The organism is Cryobacterium sp. PH31-L1, assembly GCF_030063145.1.
Taxonomy (GTDB): Bacteria; Actinomycetota; Actinomycetes; order Actinomycetales; family Microbacteriaceae; genus Cryobacterium.
On record NZ_JASISM010000003.1, the window covers coordinates 269,367 to 293,152 of the forward strand.

The window sequence follows — 23,786 nt, forward strand, 5'->3', positions numbered from 1 at the left end:
TCCGGGCCCGGGCCCGGCAAGCCCCCCCCGGGGGGACGCTGCGGGCGGGGTGCAGGCGGAATGCCCAAGGTTTCCATAAGGCCCACGTCGCACTCTTACAGCATTCGCTCACCCTGAAGAGATAGGTGCGTCATGAGCAGGTTCGAAGGTCAAGGAATCATTCGCAGCACGAGAAATACAACCGGAATGCGAGGTAGTCCACCGCCCAACGGCGTTGGAAGACCGAAGAGCGCCTTCCGCAAGTCCACCCGCATCGTCGCCGCCGGCATGGCCGTCGTGCTCTACGCCGTGCTGGGTCTCTCGAGTGCGATCAGCGCCAACGCGGCAGTCGCCCCGGTCGGTCAGGGCTTCACGGTCACCACGTCGGACCTCGCCTACATTCTCAAGCAGATCAAGATTGCCGAGGCTCACGCCGCGACGGCAACGCCGGCGAACCCCTGCGGCACCCTGGTCGGCAGTGGTCCCAACCAGATTCCCGACCGGTTGTCGTCCTACGGACTCCGCACGGTTGACGGCTCGTGCAACAACCTCCTGCCGGGTCGTGAGACCTATGGCGCAGCCGATGAACTGTTCCCACGCCTCACCACACCGGTCTTCAACGACGCCGACCCGATCACGTCGAGCTTTCCAGTCGGCGCCCCCGGGCCGACGAGCTACAAGCAGAAGACCGGCTCGGTTGTCGACGCGCAGCCGCGCGAGGTCAGCAATTTGATCGTCGATCAGACAGCCACCAATCCGGCCGCGGTCGCCGCCGCCGGATTCCCGGTGCGCACCCAGAACGCGGTAGGCAAGTTCCCCTGCACGACCGACCCCGACCTGACCGTCGATCCGCCGATCGTGGGCGTTCCAGCGGGCTGTGTGCCCAAGTACGAAACGCTGTTCATTCCGAACGTAACGACCGACGTCGGCCTCTCGCCGCCGTACAACTCACTGTTCACGCTGTTCGGCCAGTTCTTCGACCACGGCGTCGACCAGACGGTCAAGGGCGGCGGAACCGTGTTCGTGCCGCTGCAGGCGGATGACCCGCTCATCGCCGGACCCGACCACAATTTCGCCACCACCGCCGACAATCTCGACCCGAACCTGCGCTTCATGGTGCTGACCCGGGCGCAGAACCAGCCCGGCGTTGACGGCCTGCTCGGCACCTCCGATGACGTGCAGGACGCTGCCAACACCGACTCGCCCTACGTCGACCAGTCGCAGACCTACACCTCGCACCCGTCGCACCAGCTGTTCCTGCGTGAGTACAAGAACAACACGGCGGGCAAGCCGGTCAACACCGGCCGCCTGCTCGGCGGTCCGGCCGGTCCAACGGCCGGCGGCATGGCAACCTGGGCAACAGTCAAGGCGCAAGCCAAGGACCTGCTCGGGCTGCTGCTGCAGGACAAGGACGTGCTGGACATTCCGCAGATGGCGGTTGACCCTTACGGCAACTTCATTCCCGGACCGGCGCGTGGCTTGCCCATGTACGTCACTCCCACCGGAATGGTCGAAGGAGACATCGCAGCTCCCGTTGCGGTTCCGGCCAACGCCATCTATTTCCACACCCCCTTCCTGACCGACATCGCGCACAACGCCGAACCGAAGCCGGGCCTCGTGGCCGACTCCAACACGACGGCCACCGCCGATTTCGCCAGCCAGCCAGCTGGAACGTACGACGACGAGATGCTCGACCTGCACTTCATCGCCGGTGACGGTCGCGTCAATGAGAACATCGGCCTGACCAGCATCCACCAGGTCTTCCACTCCGAACACGACCGTCTGGTCGAGGAGTTCAAGACGACACTCAGCAACGACAACACGACCGCCAAGGGCATCGCCGCTCTAGCCGAGTGGAAGCTCGCAGCTGGCGCCGATGGCTGGAACGGCTCACGCCTGTTCCAGGCTGCCCGGTTCGTCACCGAGATGGAATACCAGCACCTCGTTTTCGAGGAGTTCGGTCGCAAGGTGCAGCCGGCGATCCAGCCGTTCCACGTTTACCACACCGATCTGAACCCGGCCGTCAAGGCGGAGTTCGCGCACGCGGTCTACCGTTTCGGTCACTCTATGCTGACCGAGACGATCGCCCGCACCAATGAGAACGGGTCGGGCAACGACATCTCGCTGCTCAAGGGGTTTCTCAACCCGATCGCTTACACCGACGGCGGCTCTGCGGGGCAACTCACCTCGGAGCAGGCGGCCGGCAGTGTGATCATGGGCATGAGCGACCAGGTGGGCAACGAACTCGATGAGTTCGTCACTGACACCCTGCGCAACAACCTGCTGGGTCTTCCCCTGGACCTGCCGACGATCAATATGACGCGTGCCCGCTCCGAGGGTGTGCCACCGTTGAACGAGGTACGGCGCCAGATTCACAACGCGACCGGTGACGGCCAGCTGGCTCCGTACACGAGCTGGGCTGATTTCGGCCAGAACCTCAAGCACCCGGAGTCGCTGATCAACTTCGTGGCCGCCTACGGCACCTTCCCGACGATCACCGCTGAAAGCACGATGGCTGGAAAGCGTGCTGCGGCCAAAGCAGTCGTGGATCCGGGTGCCGGCATTTCACCCACCCCCGAAGCCATCGACTTCATGAACAGCACCGCTGCCTACACGAACGTGGAAACCGGACTGAACACTGTCGACCTCTGGGTCGGTGGTCTCGCCGAGAACACCAACCTGTTCGGTGGCCTGCTGGGGAGCACGTTCAACTTCGTGTTCGAGAACCAGATGACCGACCTGCAGAACGGAGACCGGTTCTACTACCTGAACCGCACCCCTGGCATGAACCTGCGCTCGCAGCTCGAAGGTAACTCCTTCGCCGAGATGATGATGCGCAACACGGATGCCCACAGTCTGAAGGCCGACTCCTTCGGCACCGCAGACTGCAAGTTCCAGCTCGCTAATCTGGCTGGAACGCCTGCAGGCTATGCTGCATCCGGCGCAAGCGTGGCGGACGACCTCACGACGGTGGATTGTGACGAAAGCTTGCTGCTCTTGCGCAAGCCCGACGGCACCATCCAGTACCGTGCAGTGAACACGGTCGACCCGGTCGGCATCAACGGCCAGTCGGTCTATAACGGCACCGCAGCCGTAGACCGGATCGCCGGCGGTAACGACAACGACACCTTCCTCGGCAACGAGGGCGACGACGTGATCGAGGGCAGTGGCGGCGATGATATTGCCCTGGGTGGTATCGGCAACGACCGGTTGACGGACTCTGCCGGCGCTGACGTTTCCAAGGGTGGTCCGGGTAACGACTACATCAACACCGGTATCGGCGACGACATCATGATGGGCGGTGACGGTCAGGACTTCACCAACGGTGGCGCCAACGACAACGAGACCTTCGCCGGACCGGGCAATGACTTCGTGCGCGCCGGTGATGGAGCGGATGCCGTGTTCGGTGACGGTGGCGATGACTGGATCCAGGGTGGCTCCGGCCAGGACCTGCTGATCGGTGATCACAGCGCTCCGTTCTTCGACGACCCCGCTCAGACCGCACCCGGCAACGACATTTTTGTCGGCCAGGTCGGTGAGAACGACTACGACGCTGAGGGTGGCGACGACATCATGACCAGCAACGCGGCCATCGATCGGTTCGCTGGTTCTGCCGGGTTCGACTGGGCTACCCACCAATACGACACGGTGGCGGCCGACGATGACATGAACATCAACAACAACCTCATCGGAGTTCCGCTGCCCGCCGTGGTCAACCGTGACCGCTGGCAGGAAGTGGAGTCCAACTCGGGTTCCGCGTTCAACGACGTGATCCGTGGTGACAACGCAGTGCCCAGCACCGTTGGTGGTGCCGGCTTCAGTGGCTGCGACGTACTCGACCAGGCCGGCATCAACCGCATCAGTGGCCTGAGCACTCTCATCACACCATCGATGCTGACCGTCCCGCTCGCGGGAGTGGAAGCGCTCTCCCCGATGGGTGTCTGCCCGCTCGAGGGCAACGTCTGGGGCGATGGCAACATCCTCCTCGGCGGCCTCGGCAGTGACTCACTCGAGGGTCGTGGCGCCAACGACATCATCGACGGCGACCGGTACGTGCAGATTCGAATCAGCGTGCGTGATGACGCCGGTGTCGAGATCGGCAGCACCGACCTGATGGAGCGCCCGTACCTGGCTGGCAGCACCCACACCCTGGAACAGGATGTCGCTGCCGGACTGGTGAACCCGGGCAATCTGGTCGCGGTTCGGGAGATCATCACTCCCACCGCTGCTCAGTCGGCCGGCAACATCGACTCCGCAGTGTTCTCGGGCCTGACCAGCGACTACGAGGTGACCACCCTGAATGCCGACGGCACTCCGGGCATCTTCGGAACCGCCGGAACGGTCACCACGGTGCTCGACAACCGCGGCACCGATGGCACAGACACCCTGCGCAACATCGAACGCCTGCAGTTCAGCGACACAGTGGCCCCGGGAACCCCCACCGCCGTCAACGCAGTTGCCGGTAATGGAACGGTAACTGTGGACTGGATCGCGTCGCCGGTCGGCATCCCCACCAGCTTCTCGGTGAAGGTGCTCGATGCTGCTGGAGCTCAGGTCGGCGCGCTGCTGCCCGCAGCCGGAACCGCGACCAGCCTGGTCGTCACCGGGCTGACCAACGGCTCCAGCTTCACCTTCCAGGTATCGGCGACAAACGCGGAGGGTTCGAGCGCATTCTCGGCTTCGTCCAACGCGGTGACACCGTCGGCACCGGCCGTGCTCGTCGTACCAGGCGCACCAACGATCGGAACCTCGGTCGCCGGTAATGCCCAGGTGACGGTGAACTGGACCGCTCCCGGCGCTGTAACCAACGCCCCGGCAGTCACTGGCTATCGCATCCGCACCTTCGTCGGTGCGGCCACGACGCCAGCGTTCAGCACGACGGTAGGGAACGTCACCACCCGCGTGATCACGCTGCTCACCAACGGCACCGGATACACCTTCGATGTCGCGGCGATCAACTCGGTCGGCACCGGACCTGTCTCGGCTCGTTCGGTCTCGGTCACACCGACTGCACCAACGGTGCTGGTCGTGCCTGGCGCACCAACGATCGGAACCTCGGTCGCCGGTAACGCCTCGGTGACGGTGAACTGGACCGCCCCTGGCGCTGTTACTAACGCCCCAGCAGTCACGGGCTACGTGATTCGCACCTTCATCGGTGCTGGCACGACGCCAACGGGCAGCACAACGGTGGCGAACGTGACCACCCGGGTGATCACGGCACTAACGAATGGAACCGGGTACACCTTCGATGTCGCCGCGATCAACTCGGTCGGCACCGGAGCGGCATCCGCTCGTTCGGTCGCTGTCACGCCGCGCACGGAGTTCGTGCTCCCGACCGTGACAGCGCGCACCCCCGCAACGGGCGCTCGCTCGGTGAGTCAGACCGGTAACCTGACGGCAACGTTCAGCGAAGCGGTCACGGGAGTCAGCGGCACGACGTTCGTTCTTCGGCTCGGCACGACGGTGATCCCCGCCGTCGTGTCGTACAACGCCACGACTCGCGTCGCGACGCTGAACCCTAACGCAACCCTGCTCGCTGACCGCAGCTACACGGCCACCCTCTCGGGTATTCGTGACGTGGCGGGTAACACGATGGTGGCCAGTTCCTGGACCTTCATCACCGGACCGGCACCGACGATCACCGCCATCAGTCCCGCCGCGGGAGCGACGGGGGTGGGACGGTTGGTGAGCCCGACCGCGACATTCAGTGAAACCATCAGTGGATTCAGCGCAACGTCGGTCACGGTCACCCGACCCGGCGCGACGATCGCCTCGACGTTGTCGTTCAACGCGACGACCCGAGTGCTGACGATCAACCCGAACGCCACCCTCCTCGCCAACACCACGTACACGGTGACCATCACCGGTGGCACTGGTGCTGTGCGAGACCTGGCTGGCAACCCGGTCGCGACCCGCACCTGGTCGTACACGACGGGAGCGGTCAACTAAAACAAGCACCTGCATAGCCCGGCCGGCGTCTCGCGTTGAGTCGCCGGCCGGTTCCCCCACACGTTGCAGCACCCGATTACCAGTGAAAAGCCTTTAAGGAGAGGTCATGACATCACGCAGGGAAGTCTTGCAGTTGGGCGCATTCGGTGCGCTCGGCTTGGCCGGAATGCAGGGAAACGACAACCCCGTTCCGACGGTTCCCCTGATCACGCAGAGCCAGCTCGCCCCCCAGAACATGCCAGTGCCCTACGCCGGCGTTTTTCGCCGTCCGCCGGTACTCGCACCGTACGAAACGGGTTTCGATGCCGGCGACCCGGAACGACCATACGCCTACTACTCACTCACCCAAAAACTCGGTCAGGCCCAGTTCATGCCCGGGCTCTCGACGACGATCGCCGGCTACAACGGCATGTTTCCCGGGCCCACCATCCGCGCCGTTCAGGGCACCCGGTGCGAGCTGCGCATTCGCAATGCCCTGCCGGCAACGGGGCTGCTGCACGCCAACGCCTTTCGCACGGTGACTCACCTGCATGGCTCGGCGTCGCTGCCGCAGTACGACGGCTACGCCAACGACTTCACCGCTCCCGGCAAGGTGAAGACCTACCATTACCCGAACTGGCAGACCGCGCGCACCCTGTGGTATCACGACCACAACCACCACCTCACCGCGCAAAACGTCTACTCGGGGCTCGCGGCGTTTTATCCCCTGTCTGACCGCTACGAGCAAGGGCAGTTGCCACAGGGTGAGTTTGATGTTCCACTGATGATTTCCGACGTCATGTTCAAGGCGGATGGATCGCTGGGCTACAACGACAATTCCCATAATGGGTTGTGGGGCGACATCATCATGGTCAACGGGGTGCCTTGGCCGACCATGACGGTCAAGCCGCGCATCTATCGCTTTCGGGTGTTGGACGCCTCGGTCTCCCGCTCGTACCGGCCCACCCTGTCGACCGGCGACCCGGTGTATGTCGTTGGCACCGACGCCGGGATGACCCCGATCGTGCAGCCCGTCGCTTCCTGGCGCCAGGGCAACGCCGAACGTTATGAAATTCTGATCGATTTCAGAAAGTATCGGGTCGGTCAGAAGATCGACCTGAAAAACCTCAGCAACAAGAACAACGTCAACTTCGCAAATACCGACAAGATCATGCGGTTTGAGGTCGTGGCCGACTCGGGTTCCGGCCAGGGCAGCATCTCAGCAATTCCGACGACCCTCGACGACGGCGGAGCGCTCAACCCGGACCGCGGCGGCATCGCCACCATGGACCTGACCCCAGCCATGGCCAAGGCCAAGCGCGAACTGAGGGTGGAGAAGACCAACGGAATCTGGAAGATCAACGGGGTCACCTGGGACGACGTCGCGGCCTCCCGGTTCACCAAGTTGTTCGCCAATCCGCAGCCCTACGATGTGGAACAGTGGACCATTATCAATGCCTCCGGCGGCTGGTTCCACCCCCTGCACATCCACCTGATCGACGCCAAGATCATCGCGCGCAACACCAACGGCGGCAAACCGTTCGCTTGGGAAAATGGTCCGAAAGACGTGTTCTATGCCGGCGAGAACGAGTCGATCACGGCGCTCATGCAGTTCGACACCGGAAACGACGCCGGTGGCCGCTACATGATTCACTGTCACAACCTGGTGCACGAGGACCACGACATGATGGTGCAGTTCGCGGTCGGCGACTACCGGGTGAACGACCCGATCAACTCCGATCCTTCCTATGCGGATACCATGCCGCTTGATGCCTACCCGTCGGTTTACCTGCCGGGATACCCGGCCGGTACCTGATGTTTCACGGACCACGCCGGGCCCCGGCAGCGCCACTGCTCCTCGCACTGCTCTGCGTTGGATTACTCAGCAGCGCAGTCCTGAGCGGCTGCACCGCCGGGGCTTCGGCCTCCCCGCCCGGAGGCTCTCCGACGGCGACGGCCGCTGAAGACGACGTCGGGGTCGATATCGGCAATGGCCGGCCGACCGTGAGCTTCGACGGGCCGATGGTGCGTCGACGCGTGGTGCTCGCCGTTGAAGCGGATGCTGACCCGCCCGCGTTGCGCGCGCGGCTGGAACAACGGGCATCCGCTGCCCAGCTGGTGCTCGCCGATATCTCGCCCGACGTCCTGCCAGCCGGGGTGCTCGAACAGGGCGTGCCCCAGCTGACCGAGCTGCTGTCGATGGGGGCGACCGAGGACCAGGCGCGCACTCTCCTCTCAAGCACTGGACCGACCAACGATCAGTACTTCGTGCTCAGCGTGCTCGTACACGATCTGCGTTTTGCGGTGAGCTCGGCCGACCCGGTGGCGCTGGCCGACGCGATTGCGCGGGAAGGCATCCTCTCGGATGCGCTCGGTAATTACGGCACGACGGTGGACGCCAACACACTGAACGTGACCTATCTGGGGGCTCTGCTCGGCGATGATGTGGTCAATGCCGTGCGCAACGGAATGGCGCGCGCTGCGGGGCTGACGGCCGATCAGGTGCGCGTTACGGCCGGGACACTGGGTGGGGCCGGCGTTGACATGGCCACGGAACCCGAACCGGCCCAGGTCGCCATTGCGGAGAACGGCTCCGGGCACGGGCATGATGCGACCGCTGCGACGGCCGCCCCGACCCAGCTGAGCGTCAACGTCCGGCTGCTCTATGGCATCGGTCTGGCCATACTGCTGCTGGCCTCGGCGACAATCGTGCTGTGGGCGACTCGTCGGCGCGTGCCGGCTAGCGAGATCGAACCGGAGCCACGCGATCGAGAGTAGCCATGACGGAGGTGCCACCGCCCATCCAGGAACGCACTTCGAGCGAGCCACCGGCAACGTGAATGGTGTCCCGCATGATGCGCAGCCCGAGATGGTTGACGGGGGCACCCGCGCTTAAATCGAACCCGCAGCCGTTGTCGTGAATGAGCAAAATGGTGCGGTCGTCGTCCTGCAACAGGGTGAGCTCGAGAACACCAGCCCTGGCGTGCTTCACTGTGTTAGCGAGCACCTCGCGGGCGACCCGATAGAACATTGCGGCACGGTCGCGATCGAGGTCGCAGTTGGCCGGCACGTGAAGTTTGACCTCGATCCCCTGCTCGAGCAGCGGAGCGGTGAGGCGTGTGAGGGCGGCCGGCAGCCCCAGCTCTTCGAGGTCGGGCGGGTACAGCTCGGTAGTCATCGCCCGCAGCGTACGCACGTTCTTCTGCAGGATGGCTTTGGCCTGGCCGAACAGTGCCCGGTTCTCCGGTGCGGAGTGCCGCTCCTCGGCTTCGAGGGCATAGGACAGCCCGGCTAGGTCCTGAATGACCTCGTCGTGCAGGTCGCGCGCAATGCGCTGGCGCTCCAAGTCGGAGGCATCGATAGCGTGCTGCAAAAGCTTGCGCTTGGTGGACTGGTGATTTTGAATGCGCCGGGCCAGCTGCACGGCCGGTATGAGTTGCGCCAGCTGCAGAGCTCCGAGCGACAGCAGGAAGGCCGGGATGAGGCCGAGAAGTACGGTGTCTTGCTCATGGCGCAGGGCATCGTCGTTGAAATAGGCCTCGAGGATGAAAGCGTTGCCATTGCTCGCGATCGACCGCACGTAGACCTCGACAAGTTCACCCGAATCGGTCTCATACAGGTCGTCGGGGGCTGTTTGCGTCTCGAGGGTGGCGCGGCCCGTGCCGCCGGCCAGTAGCTCCGGTGCCCAACTGGGGAGGGAGAAATTCTGGCCGACGAGCAGGGGCAGATCGGAGTAGACAATTTTTCCCTTGGCGTCCCAGACCTTGATGCGCACGAGCGACCCATCGGCGAGGCGGGGGGCCAATCGTTCGTCGAGGCGCCGAGTGGATCCCGGATCGCCGGCCAGGACGCCGTCAGTGATCAGCGGACCGAGTGAGTAGTCAGCCAGACGCTGGGTCTGCAACACCGCGTTGGCCATCGCGTTGGCCTCGGACTGCGCGCGCACCCAGAGGGCGACAGGCACGGCGACCAGCACCAGGGCAACGAGTCCCATGAGCAGAAAACGCTGCACTGCAGCGCGAACCTCGGAGCGTTCGGCGGCCTGATACTCGTCGTGCCGCTTCTGGAGCGACGAGCCCGGCCGCCTTCTAGACATGCTGCGCCGGCACCAGACCGAGTCGGGTGGCAATCACGACGGCCTCGAGCTGCGAGTGCGCGCCGAGCTTGCCGAGGATGGCTTTGACGTAACCACGGCAGGTGTTCTCGGAAATTCCGAGGACCTTCGCGTTGGCCCGCACGTCGGAGCCCTCGCCCATCAGCCGGAGCACGGCGAGCTCACGCTTGGTGAGATCGGGAAACGGGATCTCCTCGCTGTGCTGGCGACGCCTGGCGCTCAACAGGCTGACGAGGGACGGGTGCACGATGAATCCACCGATGCGCGCGTGCCGCAGGGTATCGAGCACCGTCGCGAGGGAGCCGTCTTTGGGCAGGAAGGCGCAGACCCCGATCGCGGCGGCCTGCTCGAGAGCCTCGAGCGCGGGGTCGCCGGTGAGGATGACAATTCGGGTACGGGGAGCGCGGGCGAGGATGGCTGTGGCCGCGACAAGACCGCTGCCGTCGGGCAGGTGATAGTCCATCACGACGACGTCGGGGGCCAATTCCAGGCAGGCGGCGATGCCCGTGGCCACGCTGTTGGCCGAGCCGACGCTGCACAAATCGGGTTCGCGATTGAGCGAACCAGTGAGAAGCTCGGCGAAGGTGGTGTGGTCGTCGACGATGAGAATACGAATTTGCCCCAGCGGTGTTGTGTCGACCGTGATGGATCCGGGCTGTGACGCGGTCGCGGTGGTCCCCTGCGCGTTGGGTTCGATGGGGGACAGCTGCGGGGTCATGCGCGGGGACCTCTCTGCCCGTTCCTGAGCCTCGATGCTGGCGGAGCGCACCGTGCTATTCCGATAGGCGAGACAAGTATCAGTACAACCTGAGTATTTGTCGAGTCCTGTCGCTTTGGTCCCCCATGTGGTAGGGCGACTGGCACGGCCGGATCAGGCGCGAGCGACGGCGCGTCGCAGAAATGACGTGACAACATCAGTAGCCTCCCGGAGGGAATCCGCGACTGGCTCTGGTCGCGAAGAAGTAGTGGTGGCAGGGCGCGAAGCCGGACCTATGGCGGATGACGCTCGAAGCTGGTCGTGCAGCATGAGCAGGGCGGACAGCACGTCGGCCAGATCGCCGTCTCCGTCAGCCGTCGCGTGCAGCAGCCGAAGCTGGGCGGCCCGCAGAAGCGGGCCCGGAGCGCAGCCCAGCTCGACCTGCATCGCGCGGCGACACCGGTCGAAGGACTGCAGGCCCTCGGCGTGACGCCCGCTCGTCTCCAGCCCGAGGATCAGGGCCGTCCAGGCTCGTTCGTTCAGCGGCTCGTCGGCCAGAGCGAGGTTCGCGAAATCGAGGGCGTCATCGATGCGGTGCAGGGCTGCGGCCGTTTCGGAAGCGAGAATGCGGGCGCTGGTGAGTCGGGCGGCGTGGAGATCGCGGGCTTCCATCGCCCAAGCCGGCACGAGTTCGTCGCCGAGCAGCGGTGCGGCGGCGAGGTCCAGAGCGCGGAGCAACAGGGGATAGGCAAGGCCCGGAATGGTCTTCTGCGCACGCTGCAGCAGCACGTCGAATTGATCTAGGTCGACGTCGACCAGTTCACGGTCCAACACGTAGCCGCCAGTCGTGGTTTGCAGCGGGCCGAATTTTCCCGCGCCGGGCTGCAGATGGCGACGGAGAACACTCACGTAGCTTTCGAGGGTGGGCAGGGCTTCTAGCGGAGCGCTGGCGCCCCACAGCAATTCAATGAGCCGGTCCTTGGAGACAGGCAGTCCGAGGTGCACGAGCAGAATTTCGAGGATCTGGCGGGGCTTGGGGCCGCCCAGGTCATGGGCGTACAGCACGACAGACCCCCGCCGAACGCTGAGATTTCCAAAAACGTGCACGCTCAAGTGGGTCATCGGTGTCGCGGTGGGCTGTTCTCGGGTGTCGAATCCAGTTGTCATGCTGACCTCCACTGTTGGATTGCAACCATGGTGCCCGCGGTCGATGGGCGGGGGTAGCCGCGTGTGGAGTAGACATTTACCCCCAATTTCGGGGGATATTCTCAGGGTGCGGTGTGGTGCCCGGTTCCGAGTGATAACCGCGAGCCCTGCGGGCCGTCCAAAACCAGGGCGATGGCCTGATTCGGGATCTCAAAGACCAGGGTTGCCAGAACGGATGTACCGGCCGCCGCCTCCCACTGGCTCGGGTCGACCCAGAGCGCGGTGGCCCGGGATCCGACGCCGGACAGGGAATAGTCGGCGGCGTCGAACGACAAGCCGGTGGCATCCACTGCGGTCAGTTCGAGCATGATGCGCACGCGGTGAGCGCCGGGCTGCACAGCGCTGTCGAGCCGGTCGGCCGCGCGGGGTGGTATCCAGCCGTCGGATTCGAGTGGGATGACCGCGCTGATGCGGGCGAGGCCGCCCGGGATGGCGGCCGTGTCGCCAAACGCGGTGCTCGGCTTCGTGCCGGTCAGAAGCAGCACACAGGCCAACGAGGCCATCACGAGCCAGGCGACGGCCAGCGGGATCAGAATCTTACGGCGACGCGGCGACAGGGCGCGGCGCGGTTGCGTCTGCCGAGTGTTTTCGGGGTGCTTCGCGTCGTCGTCGAGGCGAACCAGACGCAGGGATGCGTTTGCGGGAGTCATGGCGGAATCTTGCTGCCGGCACCATGGGAAAACCCTGCTGGGGTGGCTCGGTCGGTGCTGATGCTTTCCGGGCCCGGGCCCGGAACGGGGTGGAGGGTGCTGAAGGAGGTGCCGCGGCGGTTACGGGTGCGGCGGGGGTGGGGGCAGCTGCGGAGGCGGAGGTGGCGGTGGCGCGGTCCGTGATGCGTTGCGGTGCGGGTCTACGACGTGCTTGAGCAGGTGCGGATGCGAGTGATGTGGCGGCGGCGGGTGCGGCGGGGCGGCGCCCGTGGCGGGCGAGGCGAGGCGACCGGCGGCATCCGTTCTGGCGTCGGTTGAATCCGAGGGGGCATCCGGCGTGGTGGTCGGGTCGGCGGCGTCGGTGTTGAGGTTGACGCCGAAGTAGTCGTACAACGTGGCCTCTTCGTCGCTCGTGATGGCGCCGCGGTCGCTTTCGATGCGTGGGCCGCCGCGAATTTGCTCGCGGTCGAAGGCGACGTGCACCCGGGAGCCGTCGACACGAGCGCCGCTGAGCGAGACGAATGATTCCTGCATCCCGAACAGGCCGGTGCGCACCGTGACGAATGCCGGGTCGTTGGTGTCGGCGCGCAGGAAGATCTGCTCGACCGAGCCGATTTTGATACCGTCGCTCGTGACGACGATTCCGCCGTTGCTGACGATCTCGTCGATGCCGTCCGTGCTGATCATGTGTTCGAGAGTAAGCCCCGGCGCCGTGTTGGTGCTGGCAGCGGCCGAAGTCGTTCCTAACGGGTGACCAGAATGAGTGCCAGGACGCTCAGGGCGACGCTGGCCGGGGCGAGGATCAGGCCGAACAGGGCGAATCCGCGCCAGGTGATGATGACGTTCATCTGGGTCAGGCGGTGGTGCCAGAGCAGCGTGGCGAGCGACGCCCACGGGGTGATCAGGGGGCCCGCGTTGACGCCGATCAGCAGGGCGAGCAGGCGCTGGGTGGAGTCGGCGACGGGCTCGAGGGCGAGGTAGGCCGGCAGGTTGTTGGCGATATTGGAGCCAACCAGGCCGGTGCCGGCGAGCCGAAACAGGTCGGCGGGGGTGCCTCCGGTGCCGGCCACGTTGGCCAGGAGGGCCGGCAAGCCGACCTGTTCCAGTGCGGCCATGACCAGGAAGAGTCCGGTGGCGAAGAGCAGGAGTGACCAGGGAATGAGTTTCACGGTGAGCGCGCTTCTTTGTCGCAGCAGGAACGCGAGGCTCAGAACGGCGGCGGCGATGGTGGACGGGATCCACACTTCGATGCCCGAGACGAGCGCGGGCAGCAGGGCCACGAGCACGACAACGCTGACGACGAGGAGCTGCGGGTCGCGGCCGCGGGGTGCGTTGGTGCTGGAGCGAGGTCCGGTCGTGGTCTCGGGTGCCGTGGTGCTCGTGGGGGCTGGGGTCGTTGTGACCTCGAGTGTGCACGTCGCCTCGCTGCCGGCGGTTGGGTCGACGGTGCGGTTGGCGGCGGGGTTTGGGGAACGGGGCGAGCGGATGCTGGTGGCGCGCGGCATCCGCTGCACCGTCACGCGATTGAAGCGGCGGCCGAGGTCGCGGCGAAAGACGATGGCGACGAACGCGAGGGGAACCAGGATGGCCACGAGGGCCGGCAGGGCGATGAGACCGGCGTATTCTGCGGGTGCCACGCCGCCCAGTTGGTGCTGGGCGAGCAGGTTGGTGAGGTTGGAGATGGGCAGCAGCAGGCTCGCAGTATTGGCGAGCCAGATGGTGGTGAGCGCGAACGGCAGCGGCGGCAGTCCGGCCTGGCGGGCGACGGTCACGACGATCGGGGTGAGCAGTACGGCGGTCGTGTCGAGGGAGAGAAAGATGGTCGTAACGGTGGCGAGGGCGGCCACCAGCAGCCAGAGGTACCAGGCCCGGCCGCGTCCCCAGCGCCGCATGCGCCGGGCGATGGCGCGGAACACGCCGGCCTCGCTGCACAGTTCGGTGACGACGCTCATGGCCGTGACGAAGGCGAGGATGGGGCCGACGCGCTCGCCGAGGGTCGCGAGATCGTCGACGCCGAGGATGCCCGTCACCACCGCGAGGAGGCCGAGCGCGACCAGCGCCGAGCCGAGAATGGCGAGAACCATGAGACGGAGTGTACCCGGGTGCGCGCCAGACCTGACCGGGCCCGGGCCCGGAAACTGGGCCCCGCGCGCCGGGCGGGCCGGGCGCGCTGGCGGCCGCGCCATCGGCTTCTGCGATCAGTGCTCGTCGGCCCCAAGCACGCGGAGCGGCAGGTAGACCGAGCTGCCGAGGCGGGTGAACTCGGCCGATTTCTCGGCCATACCGGCCTCGATCGCCTCGAGGCTGGTGAGGCCGTTCTCTGCGGCGTACACCCGAACATCCGCTGAAATGCGCATGGAACAGAACTTGGGACCGCACATGCTGCAGAAATGGGCCGCCTTGGCCGGGCCGGCCGGCAGCGTCTCGTCGTGAAAGCTCTGCGCGGTGTCGGGATCGAGCGAGAGGGCGAACTGGTCGGTCCAGCGAAACTCGAACCGGGCCCGGCTCAAGGCATCGTCACGTTCCTGCGCGCGCGGATGCTGCTTGGCCAGGTCGGCCGAGTGGGCGGCGATCTTGTAGGTGATCACGCCGGTCTTCACGTCGTCGCGGCCCGGCAGCCCGAGGTGTTCCTTGGGCGTGACGTAGCAGAGCATGGCGGTGCCGGCCTGGGCGATGATCGCCGCGCCGATCGCGCTGGTGATGTGGTCGTAAGCCGGGGCGATATCGGTGGCGAGCGGGCCGAGCGTGTAGAACGGGGCCTCCTCGCAGAGTTCCTCTTCGAGGCGCACGTTCTCGACGATCTTGTGCATCGGCACGTGGCCTGGGCCCTCGATCATGACCTGCACGCCGTAAGACTTCGCGACCTTGGTGAGCTCGCCGAGGGTGCGCAGTTCGGCGAACTGGGCCTCATCGTTGGCGTCGGCGATGGAGCCGGGACGCAGGCCGTCGCCGAGCGAGAAGGTCACGTCGTAGCGGCGCAGAATCTCGCACAGCTCCACGAAATGGGTGTAGAGAAAGCTCTCCTGGTGGTGGGCGAGGCACCAGGCGGCCATGATCGACCCGCCGCGCGAGACGATCCCGGTGACCCGGTTTGCGGTAAGCGGCACGTAGCGCAGCAACACGCCGGCATGCACCGTCATGTAGTCCACGCCCTGCTCGCACTGCTCGATCACGGTGTCGCGGTAGATCTCCCAGGTGAGCAGAGCCGGGTCGCCGTTGACCTTTTCGACGGCCTGGTAGAGCGGAACGGTTCCCACCGGAATGGGCGAGTTGCGCATGATCCACTCGCGGGTGAGGTGGATGTCCTTGCCGGTGGAGAGATCCATCAGGGTGTCGGCACCCCAGCGCGCGGCCCAGACCATCTTCTCGACCTCTTCGGCGATCGAGCTGGTCACGGCGGAATTGCCGATGTTCGCGTTGATCTTCACGGTGAAGGCCTTGCCGATGATCATCGGCTCGTTCTCGGGGTGCTTATGGTTGGCCGGAATGACAGCGCGGCCGCGGGCCACCTCGTCGCGCACGAGCTCGACCGAGACGCCCTCGCGGGCGGCGATGTAGGCCATCTCCGGGGTGACACGGCCAGCGCGGGCCCAGACCAGCTGGGTCGCAGCGCCGTCGATGGGCAGCGGATGCTCCCACCCGGCCCGGGTCCGCGGCAGCCCCTTCTCGAGGTTGATCGTGGCCGTCTCATCGGTGTACGGGCCGGACGTGTCATACAGGTCGAAGTGTTCGCCATTGCTGAGGTTTACCCGGCGAACCGGAACTTCGAGCCCCGGCCAGTCTTCTACGGGTTCGTAGCGTTTGCTGCTGCCCTGGATCGGGCCGGTGGTGACGGTTTCAGACATGGTGGTTTCGTCAATTGTGCTCATGTTCTCGAACTTCCTACGCCGGCATTACCCGGACAGGTTCAACGGTCGACGGCCCTGGCCGTCCTCTCAGCTCGCTGGTGCGCGCTCCCGTGGGTTGTGTGTCTTCTGACTCTTTCACCCTACCGCTGGTCGGGGGAGGGCGCCGGCCCAGTGGTCACCGCGCCCGGTGTGGGTCGCCGCGCCACCTATGGCTGGCGCGGTGACCGAGAGCTGGCGCGGTGCATCCGCACAGCGGGACTGTGGCAGGAGGAGGCGGAGCTGGCGCCGGGCATCCGCTCAGCGGGCGAGGGAGGCCAATTCGGCGCGGGTGGACGCGCCGACCTTGCGCAGCAGGTTGGCCACGTGGAACTTCACCGTGTTCTCGCTGATGGTCAGCGCTTCGGCAATAGCCTTATTGCGTGCTCCCGACGCCACGAGCTCGAGCACGCCGCGTTCGCGCGGGCTCAGCCCCCACGCTGCCGCCGCTGAAACGGATGCTGTCGGCGCGTCGAGCGGAAGCGATACCGCCATCTCCGACCCCCAGCCCGCCGTCGCCTCGACACCCAGCGTTCCGCTGAGCGCAACGACGCGGGCGGCCAGCTGGCGCACGCTGGGAACCTCGGCGTCGAGGTCACCCGGCCCGTCGTCGCGAATGCGAATGAGCAGGTTGCTGCCGTCGCAGTCCCACTGCACGCGCACCCGGCCGACCCCGGTCTGCTCGACCAGGGCGAGCACGGCGCCGCGCACGATGGCCCTCGCCTCGTGGGCGACTTCGCCGGGCAGCGCCCGGCCATTGACCGGTGGCTCGATGAACTGCACGTCGAGGTCGCCGAAGCGCACGAGCGGACGCAGGTCGTTTTTGAGACGTTCAAAGGCGCGGGCCACCGGTTCCTCGGTGAGGCTGCGATCGAGGTCGCTCACCGCGCGCAGAGCGACCATCGCGGCGGCGGCGAGCTCGGTGGCTTTCTGCCGGGCCGCGGTGTCACTCGTGCTGCTCGAGCGCAGCACGGCGAGCAGGGATTCCAGCGTGGTCGCGTGCGCGTCGGTGAGATCGGCAATGAGCTTGGAGCGTTCGGCGGCCATGCTGCGCGCGGTCTGCACGGGGGATTCGGCGAGGAAGGTCATGATGCCAGCCTATCCGAACCATCCGTGGAGCCTGTCCGTACCCATTCTTTTGGGTAGTAAGACCGTTCGTTTGGCGGGCCGCGCTCCCGCTCGAAGGAGTGGAGCATTGACCTATGACCGAAACGATGACCAGCCCCACCACCGCGGATGCCCTCGACCTCATTTTCGCCGAGAACGGCCGCGTCGTGGACGCGCTGCGGGCGGCATCCGTTTCTGGGGTGTTGGATGATGCGGCGAGCCTGCTCGCTGCGGCGCCCCGGGTGTTCGTGCTGGGGGCCGGCCGGTCCGGGCTGGCGCTGAAGATGACAGCGATGCGACTCATGCACCTGGGCCTCGCCGTGCACGTCGTCGGCGAGGTGACCAGCCCGGCGATTGCGCAGGGCGACCTGCTGCTGGTGGCGAGCGGATCCGGAACGACGGGTGCCATCGTGCGTGCAGCCGAAACGGCTCACGGTGTGGGTGCGAGCATTCTCGCGCTCACCACGGCGCCGGAGTCGCCGCTCGGGCGGTTCGCCGCGGTGACCGTGGTCATTCCCGCGGCCACCAAGCAGGACCACGCCGGGCAGGTGTCGGCGCAATATTCGGGCGGGCTGTTCGAGCAGTCCGTGCTGCTGGTGGGGGACGCCCTGTTTCACACGCTCTGGCAGCGAAGCGGGTCCACGGCCGAACAGCTCTGGCCGCGTCACGCCAACCTCGAGTAAGACCGACCGGGCCCGGGCCCGGAAACCGGGCCCATGCTAGATCATGGGCCCACTCTCCGGGCCCGGGCCCGGTCGCCACAAACACTTACCCCAACAGAAAGAAGACACCCCATGAAGCTTCAGGTAGCAATGGACGTACTGACCACCGACGCCGCACTCGCGCTCGCCGCGCAGGTTGCCCCGCACGTCGACATCATCGAGCTCGGTACGCCGCTGATCAAGGCCGAGGGCCTGCGCGCCGTCACCGCGATCAAGGCCGCGCACCCCGACAAGATCGTCTTCGCCGACCTCAAGACGATGGATGCCGGCGAGCTCGAAGCTGACATCGCCTTCGCCGCCGGTGCCGACCTCGTCACCGTGCTCGGCACGGCTGGGGACAGCACCATCATCGGTGCCGTCGCCGCCGCAACCAAGCACGGCAAGGGCATCGTCGTCGACCTGATCGGCGTCGCCGATAAGGTCACCCGCGCCCGCGAGGTCACCGCGCTCGGCGCCCAGTTCGTCGAGATGCACGCCGGACTCGACGAGCAGGCAGAGCCCGGATTCTCGCTCGGGAAGCTGCTCAACCAGGGCGAAACCGCCAAGGTTCCGTTCTCGCTCGCCGGTGGCGTGAGCCTGGCGACTATCGCCTCGGTGCAGCGCGCCGGGGCATCCGTTGCCGTCGCGGGCGGCGCCATCTACGGCGCCGATGACCCGGCCGCTGCCGCCGCCGCCCTGCGTGCCGCAATCATCTAAATTCGAGTCACCGCAGTGCCGTCCCGCTTCGTGCGGGGCGGCGCGTTCGCGTTAAGTGGATGCCCGCGCCACAGTCCCGCAGAGACCGCTCGGCCCCCGGCCGCCGAGGGCAGAGACCTGGTCGGGGCCCGGGCCCGACTGGAAAAGTGCCGGTCCGGAAAAGTGCCCGGTGAAGTCGTGACCGGGCGCGCCGGAATGTCGGTGGGCGCCGCTAGGCTGGTGGCGCCCAGACCAGGTGGCGGCATCGTCGCCGCGAGAGGACGCGCATCCCGCATGACCAGCACAATTTTCGACCGAGCCCGGCCCGCGGCATCCGTTGTCGCAGCTTCACTCGTCGGCACCCGGCAGGGCTCCTTCTGGCTCGACGATCTCGCGCCGCGGGCGAATTATCCGCGGCTGTCCGGCAACCTCAACTGCGACCTCGCGATCGTGGGCGGAGGCTATCTGGGTCTGTGGAGCGCGGTGCTGGCCAAGCAGCAGAACCCGGCTGCCCGCGTGGTACTGCTGGAGGCGCGCACGGTTGGCTGGGCGGCATCCGGTCGCAACGGCGGCTTCTGCGAGGCGAGCCTCACCCACGGCGAAGAGAACGGACGCACGCGCTGGCCGCAGGAGATCGACCGGCTGACCGAGCTTGGTAATGAGAACCTCGACGAAATCGAGCGAGCCGTGGCCGCACTCGGCCTGGACTGCGATTTCGAGCGCACCGGTGCCATCGACCTCGCCATCGAGGACCATCAGATCGAGTGGCTCCGCGAGGAGACGACCGACGAGAACACCGTGTTTCTCGATGCCGAGGCTGTTCAGGCTGAGGTCGCCTCGCCGACCTACCTGGCCGGGGTCTGGCATCGGCGCAGCAACGCGCTCGTGCACCCCGGCAAGCTCGCTGCCGAGCTGGCCCGGGTCGCAACCGAGCTCGGCGTGGAGATCTTCGAACATTCCCTCGTGCAGAAACTCGACACGACCGGACTGACCGCGGCGCAGGGCACCCGGGTTGTGACGGCGGGTGGCACCGTGACAGCCCAGAGAACGGCCCTCGCCACGAACGTGTTCCCCTCGCTGCTCAAGCGCAACAAACTCGCGACCGTGCCGGTCTACGATTACGTGCTGATGACCGAGCCGCTCGATGCGAGTCAACTTGCCGCGATCGGCTGGCAGAACCGGCAGGGGCTGGCCGACCTCGCCAACCAGTTTCACTACTATCGGCTCAGCTCCGACAACCGCATTCTGTTCGGCGGCTACGACGCCGTCTATCACTACGGTCGCAAGGTGCGCAGCAGCTACGAGAACCGACCCGAGAGCTTCGAAAAGCTCGCGAACCACTTCTTCACGACGTTTCCGCAGCTGGCTGGCGTGCGCTTCAGCCACAAGTGGGCCGGCGCCATCGACACGTCGACCCAGTTCTGCGCCTTCTTCGGGCAGGCGCGTGGCGGCCGCATCAGCTACGCGGCCGGCTTCACCGGCCTCGGCGTTGGAGCCACGCACTTCGCCGCCCAGGTCATGCTCGACCAGCTGGCCGGCCGCACCACGGAGCGCACTGAACTGGCCATGGTGCGGGGCCGGCCGCTGCCGTTTCCGCCGGAACCCATCGCATCCGCTGGAATTCAGGCGACCCGCTGGGCGCTCAATCGCGCCGACCACAACCGCGGTGAGCGCAACGCCCTGCTCAAGACCCTCGACGCCCTGGGGCTGGGGTTCGACTCCTAGCTGGGCGACGCGGCGCCACAGTGTGCGCGCGGGTTTGTGGCGCGCGGCCTAAAGTTGCACGCGACCCCGGCAAGCCCGGCGCGCGTGCAGCTTCCGCGCGCACCGGCACGATTCGAACGCACGATGAGCGCGAGACCAGCGGATGCCCGCGCTCGGCTCGCGCGCATCCCGATCAGCCGGGCGTCAGCCGAGCAGCAGTTTGCCGAGTTGGTCGGTCGAGTGCACGACAGCGGTCGCCGCGGCCGCCTCGGCGGGAGAGCCGTAGCCCCACTCCACCAGAATCGCCGGAATGCCGTTGGCCTGGGCGCCGATGGCGTCGTAGCTGCGGTCACCGACCATAACGGCGCCGCTCGTGTCGACGCCGGTCGCGGCCAGGCGGGCCAGGGCCTCGGCGACGATGTCGGCCTTGTGGCTGCGGGTATCATCGGCGGAGGCGCCGACCGTGGCCGTGAAATACTTCGCGAGGTCGAAGTGCGTGAGAATCGCGATCGCACTGAGTTCGGGCTTGCTCGTGGCCAGGGCGAGCGGAATGCCGGCCGAGTGAATGCGCTCGAGCAGGCCGGCGACGCCGGGAAAGACGGCCGTGTCGAGGGCGGCTGCGCCGTGATACTCGGCCCGGTAGACCGCAATGGCCTCCACGGCTTCATCGGGGGTCATGCCCGCGTATTCCTGGAAAGCGTCGAGCATCGGCGGGCCGACGTAGGCGAGCAGTTCAGCCGCGGAAGGGACCGGGCGGCCGAGCCGGGTGAAGGTGCGGGCCAGTGAGCTGGTGATTGCCGGGGCGGAATCGGTGATGGTTCCGTCGAGGTCGAAGAGGATGGCGCTCCAGGTGCGCGTCAATGTTGCGTTCATTCGGCACAGCCTAGGGGGTCTCCGGGGAATGTACCCCATTTGCCCACTATTCCTCAGCTTTCCCACGGTTTGGAACTCAGCGAACCTCGATCGCTGCTCCGGACGCCGCTGCAATCTCGCCCTCATCATTGACCGTCAGGGAGAAGCCCGCGCCGGCAAAGCTGAGGCCGGACACGGTCATGGGAGTGAGGCCGCTGCGCATCGGGGTCACACCCAGCACTCCGCCGGGTGCATCCGCGTTCAGCCCGAGAGCACTCGCGAGAACCGAAATTGCCGAGGCGGCCGACCACGCCTGCGGTCGGCAGGCGGCCGGGTAGGGAATGGGCCGGGCGAGGGCAGCGGCCGAGTCGCCGGAGTGCAGTTCGGGCATGCGGTAGTCGAAGCTGGCCGCGGCGGCCAACAGCCCGTTCGTCAGAACGTTGGCTTCGGTGCGAAATCCGTCCCTGGCCAGCCCGGCAATAGCGATCGCCGTGTCATGAGCCCAGACGCTGCCACCGTGGTAACTGAGCGGCCAGAATCCGGCAGAATCTGTGCTGAGCGTGCGCAAACCGTAGCCACTGTTCATTTCGGGTGAAACCAGCCTCGCGGCAACGAGCGCCGACTGCTCCGCACTCAGCAAACCGGTTCCAAGCAGGTGTCCGAGGTTGCTCGTCACGGTGTCGACCGGGCGCTTGGCTGCGTCGAGGGCGATGGCCGGGTACGCGCCGTCGGGCGAGTCGACCCAGAATTCTTCGTTGAAACGCTTCTGCAGAGCGGATGCCCACAGTCGCCACCCGGCGCCGCCCGGCTCGCCGAAGTGGTCGAGCAGGTCCGCTCCGTGCATGGCCGCCTCGTAGGCGTAGGCCTGAACCTCACACAGGGCGATCGGCCCTTCGGCAAGGCTGCCGTCACGCCACTGCACCGAGTCTCCGGAGTCCTTCCAGCCCTGGTTGGACAGCCCGTGCCCGGTCGTATCCGTGTATTCCAACAATCCGTCGCCGTCGGCGTCGCCGAAATCGCGCATCCACTCCAGCGCCGAAACCAGGTTGGGCAGAAGCGCATGCACCTCGGCGTCGGGCAGCCCCCACTTCCACGCATCGTGCAGCAGGCAGACCCAGAGTGGCGTGGCGTCGACGGTGCCGTAGTAGAGCGGTGGCAGGTAGACGCCTTCACCGTGGATGACCAGGGTGTCGCGGCGCAGCTCATGCATGATCTTGCCGGGTTGTTCGGCGGTGTCGTCGACGGACGTTACACCCTGCAACCCCGCGAGGACGCGCAGGGTGCCGCCGGCCAGCGTGGTGCCGAGCGGCAGCATCATGCGTGCGGCCCAGATGGAGTCCCGGCCGAACAGGGTGAAGAACCACGGGGCGCCGGCTGCGAGGAACACCTCGTCGGGGGCCGCGACGGTTCTCAGTCGCAGCGAGTCGAGATCGACAAGCGCCTGTTCGACCCAGCGGCCGAGCCGGTCGTCAGCCGAGACCAGCGTGGGAACGCTCCACGAAGCCGGGCCGTCCACCCCGCGGACTACTGCCTGGGAGTCGGCCGCGGTGATTGACCAGTCGACTCGCGTCTCGCCGCGGGCCGGAACGGTCACGGGCCAGAGGAGGCGCAAAGTGCCGTTCGCCAGTTCGGTGATCGAGGCTCCGGTGGCGGTCAGTGCAGCGCTCACCGACGCGTTGAGCCAGGTCGCGGTCGATCCGCTGCGCGCGGTCGGCGGAGCGGGCTGGACGGGAAGGCCGGACTTGATGTGGTCCATCGTGCTGAGGTCGGGCTGCAACAGCACCTCGATGGTGGTCTCGATCGTGTGCTGCAGGTCGGAGGCGACCACGAACTCCTCGAAGATACCGGTGACCGTGGTGGTGCGGGTGTGCAGGGTGCGAACGCGAGGGTCGGGCATGCGGTCGTCGAGGTGACGCTGCAGGGCGATGAATGTGATCGAATCGGCCCCCCGCGGCACGGTGGCAATCAGTTCCCCAGCGCTATTGCCGACGGTGACGCCCAGGCTCGAAACCAGGCGCACGTCGGAAAAAAAGAAGCCGTGGATGGCTGAGCTTCCGATCGAGCCGTCTGCGGCAGACCAGGCCTGGGTGGGTGCGCGCAGCACGATTATTTCGTCGTGGATGAGCGGCTGAAGGTTGGCAGACATCGTGTGTCACGACTCCTCATCGAATTGCGGCAAGCGTTGACATTCACCGCTCAACAGGTAATGTAACACCTAGAATTTGAACGATCAAATTTCTGACCGGCAGCTGAAAGTTCGCTCCATTC

General features: G+C 66.3%; 16 protein-coding genes. 6 read left to right on the forward strand and 10 right to left on the reverse strand.

Features of this window, described 5'->3' with window-relative positions; all coding sequences use genetic code 11:
- Window positions 1-186 precede the first annotated feature (186 nt).
- The 3 genes from QMF22_RS08085 (at window position 187) to QMF22_RS08095 (ending at window position 8,685) form a co-directional block, all read left to right on the forward strand.
- Window positions 187-5,928 carry a peroxidase family protein gene (locus QMF22_RS08085; protein WP_283452218.1) on the forward strand — a complete coding sequence of 1,914 codons (5,742 nt, stop codon included), beginning with the start codon at window positions 187-189 and terminating at the stop codon, window positions 5,926-5,928.
- 106 nt (window positions 5,929-6,034) lie between these two features.
- Window positions 6,035-7,723: a multicopper oxidase family protein gene (locus tag QMF22_RS08090; RefSeq protein WP_283452220.1), complete on the forward strand. Its 1,689-nt coding sequence runs from the start codon at window positions 6,035-6,037 to the stop codon at window positions 7,721-7,723.
- Complete coding sequence (locus tag QMF22_RS08095; protein ID WP_283452223.1) at window positions 7,723-8,685, forward strand: hypothetical protein; 963 nt, start codon at window positions 7,723-7,725, stop codon at window positions 8,683-8,685. The genes QMF22_RS08090 and QMF22_RS08095 overlap by 1 nt, the downstream gene beginning before the upstream one ends.
- Here QMF22_RS08095 and QMF22_RS08100 read toward each other — a convergent pair.
- The 8 genes from QMF22_RS08100 to QMF22_RS08135 all read right to left on the reverse strand — a co-directional run bounded on the left by QMF22_RS08100 (window position 8,648) and on the right by QMF22_RS08135 (window position 17,547).
- A complete protein-coding gene (locus QMF22_RS08100; RefSeq protein WP_283452225.1) occupies window positions 8,648-10,003 on the reverse strand; it encodes a sensor histidine kinase in 1,356 nt (451 codons plus the stop codon). The genes QMF22_RS08095 and QMF22_RS08100 overlap by 38 nt on opposite strands.
- Window positions 9,996-10,739 (reverse strand): response regulator transcription factor, encoded by a 744-nt coding sequence (locus tag QMF22_RS08105; protein WP_283452227.1) that lies wholly within the window; start codon window positions 10,737-10,739, stop codon window positions 9,996-9,998. Before QMF22_RS08105 ends, QMF22_RS08100 begins: the two co-directional genes overlap by 8 nt.
- Before the next feature lie 153 nt (window positions 10,740-10,892).
- Complete coding sequence (locus tag QMF22_RS08110; protein WP_283452229.1) at window positions 10,893-11,885, reverse strand: AfsR/SARP family transcriptional regulator; 993 nt, start codon at window positions 11,883-11,885, stop codon at window positions 10,893-10,895.
- Window positions 11,886-11,986: 101 nt separating this feature from the next.
- Entirely contained in the window at window positions 11,987-12,574 is a 588-nt protein-coding gene (locus QMF22_RS08115) for a hypothetical protein (RefSeq protein WP_283452231.1), read from the reverse strand.
- Between the two features lie 120 nt (window positions 12,575-12,694).
- Entirely contained in the window at window positions 12,695-13,261 is a 567-nt protein-coding gene (locus QMF22_RS08120; RefSeq protein WP_283452233.1) for a PRC-barrel domain-containing protein, read from the reverse strand.
- Between the two features lie 56 nt (window positions 13,262-13,317).
- Window positions 13,318-14,658, reverse strand: a complete 1,341-nt coding sequence (locus QMF22_RS08125) for an SLC13 family permease (protein WP_283452235.1) — start codon at window positions 14,656-14,658, stop codon at window positions 13,318-13,320.
- 114 nt (window positions 14,659-14,772) lie between these two features.
- Entirely contained in the window at window positions 14,773-16,443 is a 1,671-nt protein-coding gene (gene thiC / locus QMF22_RS08130; RefSeq protein ID WP_283452236.1) for a phosphomethylpyrimidine synthase ThiC, read from the reverse strand.
- Window positions 16,444-16,719: 276 nt separating this feature from the next.
- Window positions 16,720-17,547: a response regulator transcription factor gene (locus tag QMF22_RS08135; protein WP_283452237.1), complete on the reverse strand. Its 828-nt coding sequence runs from the start codon at window positions 17,545-17,547 to the stop codon at window positions 16,720-16,722.
- 113 nt (window positions 17,548-17,660) lie between these two features.
- Here QMF22_RS08135 and hxlB point away from each other — a divergent pair, with 113 nt between their 5' ends.
- The 3 genes from hxlB to QMF22_RS08150 all read left to right on the forward strand — a co-directional run bounded on the left by hxlB (window position 17,661) and on the right by QMF22_RS08150 (window position 20,687).
- Window positions 17,661-18,248, forward strand: coding sequence for a 6-phospho-3-hexuloisomerase (hxlB, locus tag QMF22_RS08140; protein WP_283452238.1), 588 nt, complete (start codon window positions 17,661-17,663; stop codon window positions 18,246-18,248).
- 111 nt (window positions 18,249-18,359) lie between these two features.
- Window positions 18,360-18,983: a 3-hexulose-6-phosphate synthase gene (hxlA, locus tag QMF22_RS08145; RefSeq protein ID WP_283452240.1), complete on the forward strand. Its 624-nt coding sequence runs from the start codon at window positions 18,360-18,362 to the stop codon at window positions 18,981-18,983.
- Window positions 18,984-19,256: 273 nt separating this feature from the next.
- Window positions 19,257-20,687, forward strand: coding sequence for an NAD(P)/FAD-dependent oxidoreductase (locus QMF22_RS08150; protein ID WP_283452242.1), 1,431 nt, complete (start codon window positions 19,257-19,259; stop codon window positions 20,685-20,687).
- A gap of 183 nt (window positions 20,688-20,870) precedes the next feature.
- On the opposite strand, the gene QMF22_RS08155 is transcribed toward QMF22_RS08150, so the two are convergent.
- Both QMF22_RS08155 and QMF22_RS08160 read right to left on the reverse strand, forming a co-directional pair.
- On the reverse strand, window positions 20,871-21,539 hold the full coding sequence (locus QMF22_RS08155) for an HAD hydrolase-like protein (RefSeq protein ID WP_283452244.1): 669 nt from the start codon (window positions 21,537-21,539) through the stop codon (window positions 20,871-20,873).
- Window positions 21,540-21,615: 76 nt separating this feature from the next.
- Window positions 21,616-23,664: a glycogen debranching N-terminal domain-containing protein gene (locus QMF22_RS08160; RefSeq protein ID WP_283452246.1), complete on the reverse strand. Its 2,049-nt coding sequence runs from the start codon at window positions 23,662-23,664 to the stop codon at window positions 21,616-21,618.
- Between the last annotated feature and the right edge of the window lie 122 nt (window positions 23,665-23,786).